At 60.5% G+C, this 17,541-nt stretch carries 14 protein-coding genes; 10 read left to right on the top strand and 4 right to left on the bottom strand.

Going from position 1 to position 17,541, the window contains the following annotated elements:
* Window position 1: 1 nt before the first annotated feature.
* The 7 genes from ACRRSD_RS01375 (at window position 2) to ACRRSD_RS01405 (ending at window position 6,384) form a co-directional block, all read left to right on the top strand.
* The gene (locus ACRRSD_RS01375) at window positions 2-1,000 is read left to right on the top strand and encodes an acyl-CoA dehydrogenase (protein WP_435036790.1); all 999 of its coding nucleotides are present in this window, start codon (window positions 2-4) and stop codon (window positions 998-1,000) included.
* On the top strand, window positions 997-1,755 hold the full coding sequence (locus ACRRSD_RS01380; protein WP_435036791.1) for a PIG-L deacetylase family protein: 759 nt from the start codon (window positions 997-999) through the stop codon (window positions 1,753-1,755). Before ACRRSD_RS01375 ends, ACRRSD_RS01380 begins: the two co-directional genes overlap by 4 nt.
* The gene (locus ACRRSD_RS01385) at window positions 1,752-2,351 is read left to right on the top strand and encodes an SAM-dependent methyltransferase (RefSeq protein WP_435036792.1); all 600 of its coding nucleotides are present in this window, start codon (window positions 1,752-1,754) and stop codon (window positions 2,349-2,351) included. The genes ACRRSD_RS01380 and ACRRSD_RS01385 overlap by 4 nt, the downstream gene beginning before the upstream one ends.
* Entirely contained in the window at window positions 2,348-3,034 is a 687-nt protein-coding gene (locus ACRRSD_RS01390) for a glycosyltransferase (protein WP_435036793.1), read from the top strand. The genes ACRRSD_RS01385 and ACRRSD_RS01390 overlap by 4 nt, the downstream gene beginning before the upstream one ends.
* Before the next feature lie 156 nt (window positions 3,035-3,190).
* Entirely contained in the window at window positions 3,191-3,949 is a 759-nt protein-coding gene (locus ACRRSD_RS01395) for a PIG-L deacetylase family protein (protein WP_435036794.1), read from the top strand.
* A gap of 194 nt (window positions 3,950-4,143) precedes the next feature.
* Window positions 4,144-4,926, top strand: coding sequence for an endonuclease/exonuclease/phosphatase family protein (locus ACRRSD_RS01400; protein WP_038368981.1), 783 nt, complete (start codon window positions 4,144-4,146; stop codon window positions 4,924-4,926).
* Window positions 4,927-5,316: 390 nt separating this feature from the next.
* Window positions 5,317-6,384: an autotransporter domain-containing protein gene (locus ACRRSD_RS01405; protein WP_435036795.1), complete on the top strand. Its 1,068-nt coding sequence runs from the start codon at window positions 5,317-5,319 to the stop codon at window positions 6,382-6,384.
* A 128-nt stretch (window positions 6,385-6,512) separates the two neighbouring features.
* Here ACRRSD_RS01405 and glgB read toward each other — a convergent pair whose 3' ends face one another.
* The 3 genes from glgB to ACRRSD_RS01420 form a co-directional block, all read right to left on the bottom strand.
* Entirely contained in the window at window positions 6,513-8,744 is a 2,232-nt protein-coding gene (glgB, locus tag ACRRSD_RS01410; protein WP_435036796.1) for a 1,4-alpha-glucan branching protein GlgB, read from the bottom strand.
* A gap of 2 nt (window positions 8,745-8,746) precedes the next feature.
* Entirely contained in the window at window positions 8,747-12,088 is a 3,342-nt protein-coding gene (gene treS / locus ACRRSD_RS01415) for a maltose alpha-D-glucosyltransferase (RefSeq protein WP_435036797.1), read from the bottom strand.
* Window positions 12,089-12,258: 170 nt separating this feature from the next.
* Window positions 12,259-14,253 carry an alpha-1,4-glucan--maltose-1-phosphate maltosyltransferase gene (locus tag ACRRSD_RS01420; RefSeq protein WP_435036798.1) on the bottom strand — a complete coding sequence of 665 codons (1,995 nt, stop codon included), beginning with the start codon at window positions 14,251-14,253 and terminating at the stop codon, window positions 12,259-12,261.
* A 217-nt stretch (window positions 14,254-14,470) separates the two neighbouring features.
* On the opposite strand from ACRRSD_RS01420, the gene ACRRSD_RS01425 reads away from it, so the two are divergent.
* Window positions 14,471-14,629, top strand: a complete 159-nt coding sequence (locus tag ACRRSD_RS01425) for a hypothetical protein (protein WP_186630428.1) — start codon at window positions 14,471-14,473, stop codon at window positions 14,627-14,629.
* Window positions 14,630-14,754: 125 nt separating this feature from the next.
* On the opposite strand, the gene ACRRSD_RS01430 is transcribed toward ACRRSD_RS01425, so the two are convergent.
* The gene (locus ACRRSD_RS01430) at window positions 14,755-15,267 is read right to left on the bottom strand and encodes an MgtC/SapB family protein (RefSeq protein WP_077572699.1); all 513 of its coding nucleotides are present in this window, start codon (window positions 15,265-15,267) and stop codon (window positions 14,755-14,757) included.
* Between the two features lie 123 nt (window positions 15,268-15,390).
* Between ACRRSD_RS01430 and ACRRSD_RS01435 the strand changes: the two genes are divergently transcribed.
* Window positions 15,391-15,639: a DUF3203 family protein gene (locus ACRRSD_RS01435; protein ID WP_435036799.1), complete on the top strand. Its 249-nt coding sequence runs from the start codon at window positions 15,391-15,393 to the stop codon at window positions 15,637-15,639.
* A 195-nt stretch (window positions 15,640-15,834) separates the two neighbouring features.
* A complete protein-coding gene (gene ccoG, locus ACRRSD_RS01440; protein WP_435036800.1) occupies window positions 15,835-17,265 on the top strand; it encodes a cytochrome c oxidase accessory protein CcoG in 1,431 nt (476 codons plus the stop codon).
* The last annotated feature ends 276 nt before the right edge of the window (window positions 17,266-17,541 follow it).

Consider the following 17,541-nt stretch of genomic DNA (forward strand, 5'->3'; position numbering starts at 1 on the left):
TATGGATCTGCACAGTTATCTATCCCGACGCACAGCGGACTATCCGCACACCGTAGCCCTCGGCGATTGCCTGCGGGCACTGGTCGAGGCCGGGCTGGATCGGTTGCCGTTGCCGGGCAGCGGCCACACGCTGGAACGTTTTCAGCGTCTGGCCGAAGTCGGCGGGCATGATCTGGGTTTGTGCAAACTGTTCGAAGGCCATACCGATGCGCTGGCGATCATCGAGCAACTGGGTGGCTCGCCGACACCGGGCAGTACGTGGGGCATGTGGGCGGCGGAACCGCCGCAGGCACGGGTCAAAGTCAGCCCGGTCGGGCACATGGTTGCGCTGCATGGGCGCAAGGCATGGTGCTCCGGCGCCGCCGTGCTTAGCCATGCCTTGCTCACCGCGTGGGATGCCGATGATCAGCAACAGCTGGTTGCCGTCGCCCTCGACCAACCGGGCGTCACCGTCACCGAACAGGGTTGGCAAGCGGTGGGCATGGCCGCCACCGGTAGCGTGGAAGTGCTGTTCGACGGCGCCGAAGCGCAGGCCATCGGCAACCCCGGCGACTATCTGCAACGACCAGGTTTCTGGCAAGGCGGGATCGGCATAGCGGCGTGCTGGTACGGCGCCGCGCGGCAAATCGCCGAGACGCTGCGTATGCAGTGTGGGCAACGCCCGGAACCGCACGCCCTCGCCCATCTCGGCGCGGTGGATAGCGCCTTGCAGGCCGCCGCCGATGTGTTGCGTTTCAGCGCTTTGCACATCGATGCCCATCCTGAGGACAACGCCGAATTGCTCGCCCGGCGTGCCCGCGCAGTAGTCGAGCAGTCAGCCGAACAGGTAATCCGTGAGGTCGGGCGCGCGCTCGGCGCCGGACCGTTTTGCAAGGATCGACACTTTGCCCGGCTTAGCGCCGACCTGCCGGTGTTCCTGCGTCAAAGTCATGCCGAACGGGATCTGGCCGCCCTCGGGCAATTGGTCGCCGGGCAATCCAGTGAGGTATGGGCACTATGAAAACCAATCCGATTGTCGGCCAGGGCACGAGCCTGCATCAGTGGCAGGCGTCGCGACACCTGGCGGAGCTGGAGAGCATCGACATCCTCAGCCTGGTGCCACCGGGCGCGCGGGCGGTGATTGTTGCGCCGCACCCGGACGACGAAGTGCTCGGTTGTGGTGGTTTGCTGCAATTGCTCGCCGAGGCCGGCCGGCCTTTGCAATTGATTTCGGTCACCGACGGCAGCGCCAGTCATCCCGGCTCCAGTCGTTGGCCGGTGGAACGCTTGAGCGTAGTACGCCCGCAGGAATCTGCCGAAGCGCTGCGCCGTCTCGGTCTGCCGATGCATCGCGTGAAATGGCTGCGCGGCGGCTTCACCGACACTCAGGTCGAGGCTCAGGAAAGCGAGTTGATCGAGTTTATCGAACGCCATCTGCGCCCCGATGACGTGCTCTTCACCACGTGGAGCGAGGACGGTCATTGCGACCATGAGGCCGTCGGCCGCGCCAGTGCCGAAGCCGCGCACCGGGTCGGTGCGAGCTGCCATGAGCTGCCGGTGTGGACGTGGCACTGGGCGACTCCGGAAGACGCTTTCGTGCCGTGGCAACGGGCGCGCAAGATTCTCCTGACGCCGGCGCAAGTCGCGCGCAAGCGCCACGCGGTGCACGCCTTCGCCAGTCAACTGGAAGGCGACCCTGACGCCGGACTCGGCCCGGTGCTCGCGCCCTACGTGCTCGATCGCCTGCTGCAGTCCTTCGAAGTGGTGTTTCTATGAGTGTCGACGATCGCTATTTCGACGGCCTGTTTGCCGGTAACGACGACCCGTGGGCGTTCCGTCAGCGCTGGTACGAGCAGCGCAAACGCGCGATCACCCTCGCCGCCCTGCCGCGTCCGCACTATCGGGCGATCTTCGAACCCGGCTGCGCCAACGGTGAGTTGAGTGCCGAACTCGCCGGCCGTTGCGATCGCTTGCTGTGCTGTGACACCGCCAGTGCGGCGGTGACATTGGCGCGCACGCGGCTGAGCCTGTTCGACCACGCCGAAGTGCGACAAAACCGTCTTCCCGGCGACTGGCCGGAGGAAAAATTCGACCTGATTGTATTTAGCGAGATCGGCTACTACCTCGATGGCGAAGATCTGACAGACGTGATCCGTCGAGCCAGTGATTGCCTGACTGCCGACGGCCAGTTCCTCGCCTGCCACTGGCGTCCGCCCATCGACGGTTGCCCGCTGAATGCACGACAGGTTCACGACCTGATCCACGAACAATTACATCTGCCACGGCTGGTCCTGCATCAGGAAGCGGACTTCATTCTTGAAGTCTGGAGCCGCGAACCGCGTTCGGTGGCGGCACTGGAGGGCTTGCGATGATCGGCATTCTGATCCCGGCGCACAACGAGGAAGACTTGCTCGACGACTGCCTTAGCGCGGCCATGCGCGCCAGTCGCCACGGCTTGCTGGCCGGTGAACGGGTCGAGGTGCTGGTGGTGCTCGACAGTTGCACCGACCGCTCGGCGCAGATTGTCAGCCGCTATCCGGTACTGAGCCTGCACATCAACGCGCGCAATGTCGGCAAGGCTCGCGCGGCCGGCGCACAGCTGTTGCTGGAACGCGGGGCACGCTGGATCTCTTGCTCGGACGCCGACAGCCGCGTAGCCGATGACTGGCTGGTCGCTCAGCTGGGGTTGGGCGCCGACGCGGTATGCGGTACCGTCACTGTCGAACGCTGGCATGAGTCGTTCGATGCAGCGGCGCAAATCCGCTACCACCGGAATTACCGTGCCTGCGATGGCCATCGGCATATCCACGGCGCCAATCTGGGCATCAGCGCCGACGCCTATCGCTGGGCCGGAGGCTTTAAACCGCTGGCCTGCGACGAAGATGTGCAATTGGTGCGGGAGCTGGAACTCGACGGCGCGAACATCGCCTGGAGCCATCGCCCGCAAGTGCTCACCAGCGCGCGGTTCGACAGCCGTGCGCGCGGCGGCTTTGGTGACTATCTGCGAAATCTGGCACAGATAGAGCAAAAAAAAGCGGATCAGATTGATCTGTGACGCGACGAACTTCGCTTCATGAGCAATACTCTGCTGCGCGGCAATCCAGGGTTCGGAGCGTCGCAAGGCATTCAACCAGCCTTCACGGGTCGGCGGCGACTGGCAATCATTGCCACGCATACGGCTGAGGGCGAAACAACACAAGGACGTCACACCATGAAACCGTTATCCCTCAGCGACAACAGTTCGCCGGCGCAAATCTGGAACAGCGCCCCGCAACTGGACAACATTCCCGTCATCAATACCCTCAGCCTGGTACCCGCCGGCGCCCGCGCCGTGGTCATCGCGCCGCATCCGGGCGATGAAGTGGTCACCTGCGGCGGCCTGCTGCAATTACTTTCCAGCCTCGGTCATCCCCTGCAATTGCTCTCGATCACCGACGGCAGCGCCAGCCATCCGGGTTCACGGCAATGGTCGGAAAAGCGCCTGAGCGTGTTCCGCCCACAGGAAAGCGTCGAAGCCCTGCGCCGCCTCGGCCTACCGATGCACAGTCTGAAATGGGTGCGCGGCGGCTTTACCGACAACGCCCTGTGCGAACAGCAAGCGCAAGTGACCGAATTCATCAGCCGCTACCTGCGCCCCGGCGACGTGGTGTTCAGCACCTGGCGCGGCGATGGCAACGACGACCATGAAGCCGTGGGCCGGGCCAGTGCGCAAGCAGCTGAACAGGCCGGCGCGACCTTCCACGATGTACCGGTCTGGGCGTGGCACTGGCCCGAACGCGAACACACGTCGATCCCCTGGGACCGCGCGCGCAAACTGCGCCTCGACACCTGGACCGTGGCGCGCAAAAGCCACGCTACTCACGCCTATGCCAGCCAGCTCAAGGGCGAACCGGCGATCGGCATTGCACCGATGCTGCCACCGGTGATTCTCGAAAGAATGCGCCTGCCCTATGAAATCGTGTTTGTCTGACGCCGTTCAGGGTGGGAGCGGGCCTGCTCGCGAAAGCGGCGATTCTACCAACTGATGTACTGGATTTGCCGACGCCTTCGCGAGCAGGCTCGCTCCCACAGGAATTGGGTTGTCATCAACCATGATTTGCAAGGAACTGCCGCCCCTCCCCATCAGTCGCATGAATAAGCGGCCCGCAATCCAGAGGAGTGAACGTGTCCAGCGATCCCAAGCGTCATGTTGTCGACGCGCCCGTCATCCATCGTCTCAGGGTGCTGACGGTTAACACCCACAAGGGTTTCACCGCGCTCAATCGGCGCTTCATCCTGCCGGAACTGCGCGAAGCGGTACGCAGCACTTCGGCCGATCTGGTGTTTCTGCAGGAAGTGGTGGGTGAACACGAAAGGCATTCCAGTCGCTACAACGAATGGCCGCAAACCTCGCAATACGAGTTTCTCGCCGACAGCATGTGGAGCGATTTCGCCTACGGGCGCAATGCCGTCTACCCCGACGGCCATCACGGCAATGCACTGCTGTCGAAATACCCGATCCGGGAATACCGCAACCTTGATGTGTCGATCACCGGACCCGAACGCCGTGGCCTGCTGCACTGTGTGCTCGACGTGCCGGGGCACGCCGAGGTCCACGCGATCTGCGTGCATTTGAGTCTGCTCGAAAGCCATCGGCAATTGCAGTTGCAGTTGCTCTGCCAACTCCTCGAATCCCTGCCCGACGACGCCCCGGTGATCATCGCTGGTGACTTCAACGACTGGCAGCTTCAGGGCAACGCCGCCCTCGCCCGCCGTGACTACCTGCACGAAGCCTTCGAGCGCCATCACGGGCGCCCGGCCAAGACCTATCCGGCGCGGTTTCCGTTGCTGCGGCTGGACCGTATCTATTTGCGCAATGCCAGCAGTCATGACCCACGGATCCTCGGCAACAAGCCGTGGACACATCTGTCGGATCATCTGCCACTGGCGGTCGAAGTGCACCTGTAGCCGCAATAGTGACAGCAATGCCGTGCGCAATGGGGGCAGCTCATTCGGCGGCTCAACGTTACCGACAGACCATCTGTCGGTAACTGAATGCCTCTGATTCGGGGCTTTCGTTGTGTTTTTCCATACAAACAACCACTTAGTTATGTGCAGAAAAACAAACGCTTGCAAAGCCCGTTTTGCCACTACCGCTCATCGTTCAATTTCTTGACGGTTACGCTCGACTCTTCTTATCTCTACCTTACTACCCCCGGAATCACCACCCGGGACGAGCCTTCAGCCACTCGCGAAATCGAGCGGCCAGGGTTCGCCCCGCTCCATTCGGTCGCCCCTCGTTCGGGGTAGGAGAGACGCCACACAGAGAGAATGCATGCGCCTGCAAGGTAGACCTCCATGAAAACTTCCATAACCGCACACGAGATCAAAATCACTTTCTGCACAGTGTCGAGTTCAATCTTGCTGTGCTCATCCATGGAGGCGCAGGCCGGTCCTGCAGCGGATGAAACCACCCCTTGGTATCGCGCGGATGTGCCCGTGATGACATTGCCCACCACCGTCATCACTCCCGGCCCGCAACGCTTCAGCCCACGGCCAGATCTGCAAGGCACACGTTTGATGACCGAAGACCTCGCACCGTCGGCCTGGGATGAGCTGTACGGCAGAAGCGCCCGGCAGGCGCAAACCGATGTGTTGTCGTCAGGCTACGCGATGCCCGGCAGTGGTGACTTCAAAGGCCCCGCCGTGTTGACTCTGCAAAGTGGTAGCCATACCCAGAAAATCGGCCTGATTGGTGGTCTCAACCAGATTCAAGCCAATGGCAATGGTCCGCTTACCAGCCGCGCCCTGGCAGACCCGAACAGTGACACCCTCAATCTGCAAGGCCAAAGCCTTGGCGCCTATTACAGCCTGATCGGCGCCCAGGGCTGGCACGTGGATTTATCCGCCAGTGGCGGCCGGGTCAGTGGCTTCAGTCGCAACGGCCAAGGCGCGCGGCAAGCCACCGAAGGCAGTGCGATGACCTTCTCGGTCGAGGGCGGCTTCCCGATTGGCCTGAGTGAAAACTGGGTGGTCGAACCGCAGGCGCAGTTGATCAATCAACGCATCACCCTCGACACGCCGTACGCCGGTTCCGGCAATGCCTCTTCCTCCGATCTGACGGCGTGGAGTGGCCGCGTCGGCGCACGCTTGAAAGGCAGTTACGACCTGAATGGTCTGCCGGTCGAACCCTATGTGCGCACCAACCTCTGGCACACGGTGTACACCGGCAATACCGTGACACTGGATCAGGTCGACAAGATCAGCAGCAGCCGCAAGTCCTCCACCGTCGAGTTAGGCCTCGGTCTGGTGGCGCGGGTGACGCCGGCGGTGAGTCTGTACGTGAGTGCGGATTACAGCAGTGATGTCGATGACAATGATTTGAACGGGATCATTGGCAGCCTTGGGGTGCGGATGCGCTGGTGATCTTCAGGCACCGAAGGTCCCTGTGGGAGCGAGCTTGCTCGCGAAAGCGGTGTAACGTTCAACATCATTGTTGATTGACATATCGCCTTCGCGAGCAAGCTCGCTCCCACAGGTTTTGCCGTCTCGGATCAACCCTCAGGTTTGAGGATCAACACCGCCAACGGCGGCAGGTTCAGTTCCAGTGACAACGACTGGCCATGGCTCGGCACTTCCTCGGTAAACGCCCCGCCGCCATTGCCGTAATTGGAACCGGCATAGGTGTCGGCATCGCTGTTGAGCAATTCAGTCCAGCGCCCGGCAAACGGCACACCAACACGATAAGCCTGACGTGGCACCGGCGTGAAGTTGGCCACCACCAGCACCGGTTTACCCTCCTTGCTCCAGCGCAACCAGGCATAAACGCTGTTGATCGCATCATCGCCGATCAACCACTGAAAACCCTGTGGCGCGTCGTCCTGGTCATGCAGCGCCGGCTCTTCGCGATACAGCCGATTGAGATCGCCAACCAGTTTCTGCACGCCTTTGTGCTCGGAGTACTGCAGCAGATACCAGTCCAGCTGTTGATCGTGGTTCCACTCGCGCCACTGGCCAAACTCGCAGCCCATGAACAAAAGTTTTTTGCCCGGATGCGTCCACATGAAACTCAAATAGGCGCGCAGGTTGGCGAATTTCTGCCAGCGATCGCCCGGCATCTTGTCGATCAGCGAATGCTTGCCGTGCACCACTTCGTCGTGGGAGATCGGCAGGATGAAACGCTCGGACCAAGCGTAGACCAGGCCAAAACTCAACTCGTTGTGATGGTGAGCGCGGTATACCGGATCCTGCTGAATGTAATGCAGCGAATCGTGCATCCAGCCCATGTTCCACTTGTAGGCGAAACCCAGACCGCCCTGCTGCGTGCTTTGGCTGACACCCGGCCACGCGGTGGATTCTTCAGCGATGACCAGCGCGCCCGGTGCTTCCAGTTCGACCACGTCGTTCAAATGCCGGAGGAAGTCGATGGCTTCCAGATTCTCGCGGCCACCGTGGCGGTTCGGCACCCATTCGCCGGCCTTGCGCGAATAGTCGCGGTACAGCATTGAAGCCACCGCATCGACGCGCAAGCCATCGACATGGAAATGCTTCAACCAGTGCAGCCCCGAGGCCAGCATGTAGCCATGCACCTCGGTGCGCCCGAGGTTGTAAATCAGCGTGTCCCAATCCTGATGGAAGCCTTCCAGCGGGTTGCCATACTCGTACAGCGCAGTGCCGTCGAACTGCGCAAGACCGTGGGTATCGGTCGGAAAATGCGCCGGTACCCAGTCTAGAATCACGCCGATCTCGGCCCGGTGGCAGGCGTCGACGAATTCGGCAAACTGCGCCGGCGTGCCATAACGCGCGCTCGGCGCAAATTGCGAGAGCAACTGATAACCCCAGGAACCGCCGAACGGGTGCTCCATGATCGGCATCAGTTCGATGTGGGTGAAGCCCAGCTCCTTGACGTAAGGAATCAGCCGCTCAGCCAATTCCGGCCAAGTGTACTGACGCGCCACTTCGCCGAGATCATCCAGCTCGCATTGCCAGGAACCGGCGTGCAGTTCATAGATTGACAGCGGCGCCGAGTGTTTCTGGCGGTCACGACGGCTGCTCATCCAGTCCTGATCCTGCCAGTCGATTTGCAGCGGCTCAGCGACTTTCGACGCGGTGTCCGGCGGCAGGCTGGTCGCCAATGCCATCGGGTCGGCCTTGAGCGGCAGAATCCCGTGGGCGCCGAGAATTTCATATTTGTACAGCTCGCCCGCTTGCAAGCGCGGGATGAACAATTCCCAGACCCCGGACGGATGACGCAAACGCATCGGATGGCGGCGGCCGTCCCAGACGTTGAAATCCCCCACCACTGACACGCGCCGGGCATTCGGCGCCCACACCGCAAAGCGCACGCCGTCGACACCATCGACGGTTCTCAACTGCGCACCGAGGCAGGCGCTGAGGTCACGGTGATTGCCTTCGGCGAACAGATACAAATCCATTTCACCGAGCAACTGGCCGAAGCTATACGGATCCTCGGCAACCTGCTCGCCGCCGGCCCAGCGCGTGCGCAACTGATACGGCCGCGCCTGATCGAAATGGCCGACAAACAGCCCCGGTGTTTCAGTCTGCTCCAGTGGGCCGCGTTCTTCGCCGCTGTCCTTGTCCAGCACCACGACACTCAACGCACCCGGTAAATAAGCGCGAATGAACTGCCCGCCAGCGCCATCGCCGTGCGGGCCAAGAATGGAAAAAGGGTCGTGATGTTCAGCGCGGACCAAGGCATCGATATCTTTCGCCGAGGGCAGCAGTGCTTCTTTGACCTGACCCTGTTCCTTGTTCGAGAAACTCATGACTACTCTCCACCAAGATCGGAAAAGGGTTTAAGCCCCGTCAATAACCCATACAAACCGTGCAACGGCACGGGCAGCCACGTGGGGCGATTTTCGGCTTCATAGGCCACTTCATAGGCCGCCTTCTCCAGGCCGAACAATGCAAGCGCGGCGTCGGCACCTTCAGGATCTTGCCAGGCATGATCAAGACTAGCTGCCGCACGGCGATATGCCTGAACAAATGCCTCACGGGCCTCACGCAGATAACGCTCGGCGACCAGACGCCGCGCGGTTTCAGCCTCAGCGCTGTGGTCAACGTTGTGCACATTGATGGTCATCGCTGCCGCGTAATCGAAGGAGCGCAGCACGCCGCTGACATCCTTGTAAGGACTGTGTTTGCCACGCCGCTCGGCCAATGGCCGCGCCGGTTCACCCTCGAAGTCGATCAGATAGGCATCGCCCTTGATCACCAGCACCTGGCCCAAATGCAGATCGCCATGGACGCGGATGCGCAAACCACCGACGGCTTTTTTCGCCAGATCCTGCACGTGGGCGAGGATGGTTTTCTTCTCGTCGACCAGCCTCTTCACCAGTTTCTGATCCGCTGCGCTGAGTTCACCCTGATGCTGCTTGAGCAGCTTAAAAGCGTGCTCGACCTGGGCGACGACATCCTTGCCCGTCGCCTGCATATCCTTGGCCGTCGACACCTGGGGGGCGAAGTCGGGATTGTCGGTTTTCGCGGCGAGCACCTTGTGCATCTCACCCAGACGCTGACCGAGCATGCCGGCAAAATCCCTCAACTCGCCGAGGGCGTTGTAATGCTGTTCCTGCTCGGACATGGCATCGGCCAGTTCATCGCGCAGCGCCCGTTCGAGGTTGTTCTGCGTCCATTCCCAGGCGTCGCCCTGATTGCTCAGATAGCCTTGGGCGATCATCAGCAGATTGTCCTCGCCCTTGGCATCGCGGCGAATCACCGAGCCGAGCAGCGGTGAGATATTGGCAAATCCGGCCTCGGTCAGGTAAGCGCTCATCTCCAGTTCCGGGTGTACGCCAGAAGCGACTTTACGTATCAGCTTGAGCACCAGGCTGTTGCCGATCACCACCGAACTGTTCGATTGCTCGGCAGACAGATAACGCACTTCCGACTCGGCACCCAGACCGAGTTTTTCCAGATGCGGTGTCGGTGCGAAGCGGATTTCCCCCTCGCTCGACTCCAATACCGTGTTGTTGTGCATGCCTTGCAGCACCGCACGAATAAACGCTTCAAGACTGAAGGCATCGGTGATCAGACCGACCTGTCGCACTCGGCGTACACGGGACAAGGCCAATTGCTGCGGCAACGCCGGGCCAACCTGATCTTCGGCAATAAAGCCGAACGGCAGCTGATAGCGACTGGTCTGTCCGCCACTGGTCACTTCAATCTCGCTGAGCAGCACCGGATGCTGCGCATCGCCGAAGCGCACGCCGTAGGCCAGATGCACTTTGTCGATGGCCGCATCCTTACCGGCGAACCACCGGCGATTCTGCAGCCAGCTCGGCAGGATGCTTTGCTCCAGCGTCGTACGCGACGGCGCTTCGAGCAGTTCTTCCATGCGTTTTTTCAGCACCAGCGTGGTGAAGTCCGGCAGGCTCTGCGCCGGTTCCACGTGCCAGCTCGGCATCTGGTTTTCCGCCGCCAGCGCGAACCAGTAGAAACCGTACGGCGCCAGGGTCAGGAGGAAATTCAACTGGCCAATCGGCGGGAACGCGTTACCGCCGAGCATCTCCACCGGCACCATGCCGACGTAGGCCGACAGGTCCAGCTCCACCGCTTGCGCACTGCGCGAGACGTTGGCCACGCACAGGATGATTTCATGTTTGCCGTCGACATCAGTGAATTCGCGGGTGTAAGCCAGCACGCGACGGTTGTTCGGCGAGAGCATCTTCAAGGTGCCACGGCCAAAGGCCTTGGACTGTTTGCGCACCGCGAGCAGACGGCGGGTCCAGTTCAACAGCGAATGGGGGTCGCCGGACTGGGTTTCGACGTTGACCGACAGATAACCGTACTGCGGATCCATGATCGGCGGCAGCACCAGACTCGCCGGATCGGCGCGGGAGAAGCCGCCGTTGCGGTCGATCGACCATTGCATCGGCGTACGCACACCGTCGCGGTCGCCGAGGTAGATGTTGTCGCCCATGCCGATTTCATCGCCGTAATACAGGGTCGGCGTGCCCGGCATCGACAACAGCAGGCTGTTGAGCAATTCGATGCGGCGACGATCGCGCTCCATCAACGGCGCCAGACGCCGACGAATACCGAGGTTGATCCGCGCGCGACGATCAGCGGCGTAGTAGTTCCACAGATAGTCACGTTCTTTGTCGGTGACCATTTCCAGCGTCAGCTCATCGTGGTTGCGCAGGAAGATCGCCCACTGGCAGTTGGCAGGAATTTCCGGGGTCTGGCGCAAAATATCGGTGATCGGGAAGCGATCTTCCTGCGCCAGCGCCATGTACATGCGCGGCATCAACGGGAAGTGAAACGCCATATGGCATTCATCGCCGTTGAGGCCTGCAGCATCGGTATCACCGAAGTACAGCTGCGTGTCTTCCGGCCATTGGTTGGCTTCGGCGAGCAGCATGCGGTCGGGGTAATTGGCGTCGATCTCGGCGCGGATCTGCTTGAGGACGTCGTGGGTTTCGGGAAGGTTTTCGTTATTGGTCCCGTCGCGCTCGATCAGGTACGGGATCGCGTCGAGACGCAGACCATCGATGCCCATGTCCAGCCAGTAGCGCATCACCGAGAGCACGGCTTTCATCACTTGCGGGTTGTCGAAATTCAGATCGGGCTGGTGCGAATAGAAACGGTGCCAGAAGTACTGGCCCGCGACTGGGTCCCAGGTCCAGTTGGATTTTTCCGTGTCGAGAAAAATGATCCGCGTGCCATCGTACTTTTGATCGTCATCCGACCACACGTAGAAGTCTCGCGCCGCCGAACCAGGTTTGGCCTTGCGTGCGCGCTGGAACCACGGGTGCTGGTCCGAGGTGTGGTTGATGACCAGCTCGGTGATCACCCGCAAGCCGCGTTTGTGCGCCTCGGCGATAAAGCGCTTGGCGTCGGCCATGGTCCCGTAATCGCTATGCACGCCGCGGTATTCGGCGATGTCGTAGCCGTCATCACGGCGTGGTGACGGGTAGAAAGGCAGTAGCCAGATGGTGTTGACGCCGAGGTCGGCGATGTAATCGAGCTTGGCGATCAGGCCGGGAAAGTCGCCGATCCCGTCATTGTTGGAGTCGAAAAACGATTTGACGTGAACTTGATAGATCACCGCGTCCTTGTACCAGAGCGGGTCTTTGATAAAGGTGGCTGCCTTGGGTTTCTTCGCCATGTGAAACTCCTGTTCAATTCTAGAAAAGCCGTGAGTCGATCACCTGACTCCAACTCAATGAGCAACCTGTGGGAGCGAGCCTGCTCGCGAATGCGGATTAACATTCAGCAAAAATGTCGCCTGCAAAATTGCTTTCGCGAGCAGGCTCGCTCCCACAGGGGGATCTGTGTTCAGGCAGTAATTCGCCAGATGCCGAACGGCTGATACGCCGGGTCCAGGCGCATGAACTGGTATTTGCCATGCCAGTCCCAGCGATGCCCGTTCATCAAGTCTTCGCCGTGGGTCGTCGCATCGTCGGGCAGGCCCATTTCCCACAGCGGCAGTTCGAAATTCGCCTCCTGCACGTTGTGCGGATCTAGGCTGACCGCCACCAGAATGAAGTTGCTGCCATCAAAGCTGCGCTTGCCAAAGTAGAGAATGTTGTCGTTCCAGGCGTTGTAGACCTTCAGACCCAAATGCGTGTGCAGCGCCGGGTTCTGCCGGCGGATACGGTTGAGCTGGGCGATTTCGGCAATGATGTTGCCCGGCGCTGTGAAGTCGCGGACACGGATCTCGTACTTCTCCGAGTCGAGGTATTCCTCTTTGCCCGGTACCGGCGCCGACTCACACAGTTCGAACCCCGAATACATCCCCCACAGTCCCGAACCCATGGTTGCCAGCGCGGCGCGGATCAAAAACCCCGGGCGCCCGGATTCGTGCAGGAACGCCGGGTTGATATCGGGCGTATTGACGAAGAAGTTCGGCCGGTAGCATTCGCGCCACGGCGATTCGTTCAATTCGGCGAAATAGGTCGCCAGCTCGGCTTTGGTATTACGCCAGGTGAAATAGGTGTAGCTCTGGGTGTAACCGACCTTGCCCAGCCGCGCCATCATGGCTGGCGTGGTGAAGGCCTCGGCGAGAAAGATCACTTCCGGGTACAACGTGCGCACATCGGCAATCAGCCACTGCCAGAACGGCAGCGGTTTGGTGTGCGGATTGTCGACGCGGAAGATCTTCACGCCCTCCTCGACCCAGCCGATGACGATATCGCGCAATTCGACCCACAGGCTCGGAATCGCGTCCGGCGCATAGAAGTCGACGTTGACGATGTCCTGATATTTCTTCGGCGGATTTTCCGCGTATTTGATCGTGCCGTCCGGGCGCCAGTTGAACCAGCCCGGATGCTGCTTGAGCCACGGGTGATCCTGGGAACACTGGATGGCAAAATCGAGAGCGATTTCCAACCCATGATCGGCGGCAGCGGCCACCAGTCGGCGGAAGTCTTCGCGGGTGCCGAGTTGCGAGTGAATGGCCTTGTGGCCGCCCTCCTCACTGCCGATGGCATAAGGGCTGCCCGGGTCATCGGGGCCGGCGGTGAGGGAATTGTTGCGCCCTTTGCGATGCGCGCGGCCAATCGGGTGGATCGGCGTGAAGTACAGCACGTCGAAGCCCATGTCCTGAATCATCGGCAAGCGCGCGTGCACGTCATTGAAGGTGCCGTGCCGGTGCGGATCGTCGGTGATCGAACGCGGAAACAGCTCGTACCAACTGGCAAATTCCGCCAGTTCACGCTCGACGTCCACCGGGAACTCAGGACTGACGCTCAAGTAGGCGCGATGATCGGCTTCAGCCATCAACTGCGCACTGCGCGAGTGCAGAAACAACGCGACCTGCTCGGTTTCGAGCAATCCGGACAATTCGTGGTGCAACGCAGCGAGCTGTTCGCTGAGCTGACCTTCGCTGCGTTCGGCGGCCTGTTGCACCATGGTTCGACCTTCCTGCAACTCCAGCGACACCGGGACGGCAGCGTTGTGTTTCTTCTCCAGTTCGTACTGGAAACTGGCGAATTGATCGATCCACGCTTCGATGCAATAGAGGAAGCGCCCCTGTCGTTCAGGGCGGAACTGGCCTTGCCAGCCGTTATTGCCCTGATCGGCCATGACCTCGCTTTGCCAGGTTTCCTCACCTTCCTCGCGCCAGCGGATGCGCACCGCGAGTTTGTCGTGACCGTCGGCAAACACCTTGCTGGTGACCACCACCTCGCGGCCGGCAATCGACTTCACGGCGAACTGCCCGCCCTCGAGTGTCGGCATGGTGTTTTCGATGGCAATGCGCGGCAGCAGTAACGCCTGCGACAGCGGCATGTGCGGGTTGTAGCTCAGTTCAGAAGGTCTTTCAGCAGTCATTGAGCATCTCTCCTTAACGCCCCAAGGACGCTCTTGTGCCGGATCAGTGTTCACAACGAAGCACCTGCCCCGAAATGAACTCACTTAGGTTCCGAGCGACCGGCGCCGGGAAAAGTTCAGATGAAATTGCCGTGTCAGAAAAGCGGATCGAATTGCCTGCAGGGTGGTCAATCCACTTAAGCACGTCTCACGCCATGTGCCACACGGAGGTCATCAGATGAACATCCCGATCCCGGCCGAAACGCCTGATCCGAATATCGACAAACCCACGCTGCCCGAGACCGAGCCGCCGCCGGTTCCGGAGCAGGAACCGCCCGGCACCACGCCACCGCCGAAAGAAGAACCGCCAACGACCATGCCGCCAGTCATCGTCTAACTGATCGTTCCCACGCTCCGCGTGGGAATGCAGCCTGGGACGCTCCGCGTCCCAAAGCGGACGCGGAGCGTCCATTGAGGCATTCCCACGCAGAGCGTGGGAACGATCATCCGGCGCAGGAATGATCAGTGGTCATCGGTCTTTTCCTCTTCTTTTTCGAAGAGCTTCACGATCCGCGGCATCACGCTGAAAATCCCCAGCGCCAGAAAGGTACTGAGCAGCGCCGTCGCTTCCCTGCCCAGCCCGGCCGCGACACCAATGGCCGCCGTCATCCACAGCCCGGCAGCCGTGGTCAGGCCTTTGACGTGACCTTCATCGCCTTCCTTGTTTTTCAGGATAGTGCCGGCACCGAGAAAGCCGATCCCGGCGATCACCCCTTGCACCACGCGGCTCATCGCATCCGACTCTGCCCCCGACGTCTGCGGCACCAGCACAAACAGCGCTGCGCCGAGCGCCACCAACATATGCGTGCGCACCCCGGCAGCCTTGCCTTTGTGCTCGCGTTCAAACCCGAGAATGCCACCCAGAATCGCCGCCATCAGCAGGCGCACGGTAATCCGCGTCAGTTGCGAGGCATCGCCGACGTCAGCGAATTCCGCTTGCAGGGTTTCCCACACTTCATGCCACCACGCGTTCATCCGGCAGTCCTTTCCAAGGGTCTATAAAGGATGGACAGCAGTGACCATTAATCAGTTGCGCAGAACGATCGCCGCAGCGTGCGCCCTAACCTTTCAGACCCCCCCTGAAAAAGGACTGCCCCCATGCCCCTTCGAGTCGATGAATCCAATCCCGAACAAAAAGTGTGTTTTTTCACCGTCGAGAATGGCGAGGAAATCCGCATTTGCGACACCCTGGAAGTCAAGACCGATAGCGACAAGGCAATGTCGTTCGTTGAAATAGAAGGCCGCCGCGTTTATGTCACTGAAGCCGAGGCTGACGCATTGACCGTCGCCGGCGCCAAGGACGGACGCAAACACCTGAAAGCCGACGAGAGTGATTCGGTGATTTGACTGACCCTGGTCAACACCTGGCGCAAATGTCTACGATAGGCGTTTGCGCCTTTGTCTGCGGGTTGCTTCAAGTTGTCGCAGGCGCAGCGCACAATCGCATCTGATCCGCTTTTTATTGAAATACCTGAGTCTGTTATGCAAACAGATCGACGCTCATAGTGCTCTGGCCTGATGGAGGCTGATGAGCGACTAACCATGAGCGAACAAATCCCCGTCCGAACCGTAGAAGCAACGCCAACCATTAAAAGTGTGCCCGCACGCCCAATGAAGGCGACGGCCAGATCCAGCGACAATCAGATCCACACCCGCAGTTTCACTGGCCTGTTCCGCACCCTGCGCATGAGCGGCGCGGGTTTTCTGTTTCTGCTGTTTTTCGGCACCGTGTGGCTGAACTGGGGCGGACGTCAGGCGGTGCTCTGGGATCTTTCCGAAAGCAAATTTCACATCTTCGGCGCGACGTTCTGGCCGCAGGATTTCATTCTGCTGTCCGCGCTGCTGATCATCGCTGCTTTCGGCCTGTTCGCCATCACCGTGTTTGCCGGCCGGGTCTGGTGCGGCTACACCTGCCCGCAGAGTTCGTGGACGTGGATTTTCATGTGGTGCGAGAAGATCACTGAAGGCGAGCGCAACCAACGGATCAAACTGCACGCCGCGCCGTGGAGCCTGAACAAACTGGCACGCCGCGCGGCCAAGCACACCTTGTGGCTAGCGATCAGCGTGCTGACCGGCCTGACCTTTGTCGGTTACTTCACGCCGATCCGGCCACTGGCCGAAGAACTGCTGACGTTACAGATTGGCGGCGTCAGCCTGTTCTGGGTGCTGTTCTTCACCGCCGCGACTTACATCAACGCCGGCTGGCTGCGTGAAGCGGTGTGCATGCACATGTGCCCGTATGCGCGGTTCCAGAGTGTTATGTTCGACAAGGACACCCTGGCGATTTCCTATGACGTCGCCCGTGGCGAAAACCGTGGCCCGCGTAAACGCGACGTGAAACCCGTTGAAGCCGGCCTGGGCGATTGCATCGACTGTCAGTTGTGCGTGCAGGTCTGCCCGACCGGCATCGACATCCGCGACGGTTTGCAGATGGAATGCATCGGTTGCGCCGCGTGCATCGACGCCTGCGACTCGATCATGGACAAAATGAACTACCCGCGCGGCTTGATCCGCTACAGTTCCGAGCGCGAATTGCAGGGAGGCAAGACCCATCTGCTGCGTCCGCGTCTGATCGGCTACACCGTGGTGCTGGTGGCGATGATCGGCGCATTGGCGCTGGCGTTGGTCGAGCGGCCGATGGTCTCGCTGGACGTGACCAAGGATCGCGGCTTGTTTCGTGAAAACGGTCAGGGTCAGATCGAAAACATCTATAGCCTTAAAGTCATCAACAAGACCCAGCAACGTCAGGACTACAACCTCAGCTTGGTGGATGGCGACGGCTTCCAGTTGCAAGGCAAGACTGAGCTGAGCCTGGCACCGGGGGAAATTGTCGATGTGCCGGTGTCGGTGGCGATGACCACGGAGCGCCCGGCCAGCAGCTCGCAGACCTTGAGTTTCAAGATTGCCGACAGCGATGAGCCTGAGGTTTACAGCGTGGCGAAGAGCAGGTTTGTTGCGCCGATGAATCGTTGAGCCGTTAGAATCCGCTCCCTCACCCCAGCCCTCTCCCAGGGGTAGAGGGGGCCGACCGAGGTGTCTGTCGCTATACATCGACCTGACAGACCGAGGCGATTATAGATTCCGCAAAACCTTCTCAGGCCGAATCGATTATGGATTCAGCAAAACACTTTCAGGTCGGTGTATTTAGCAAGCATCCCCCAATCAGTCCCCTCTCCCTCTGGGAGAGGGCTAGGGTGAGGGGCAGTTCTCCTGACACACCTCATCATCAACCAGCACCAAGGCTCCTCG

The organism is Pseudomonas neuropathica (assembly GCF_051174785.1).
GTDB classification, from domain to species: Bacteria; Pseudomonadota; Gammaproteobacteria; order Pseudomonadales; family Pseudomonadaceae; genus Aquipseudomonas; species Aquipseudomonas neuropathica_A.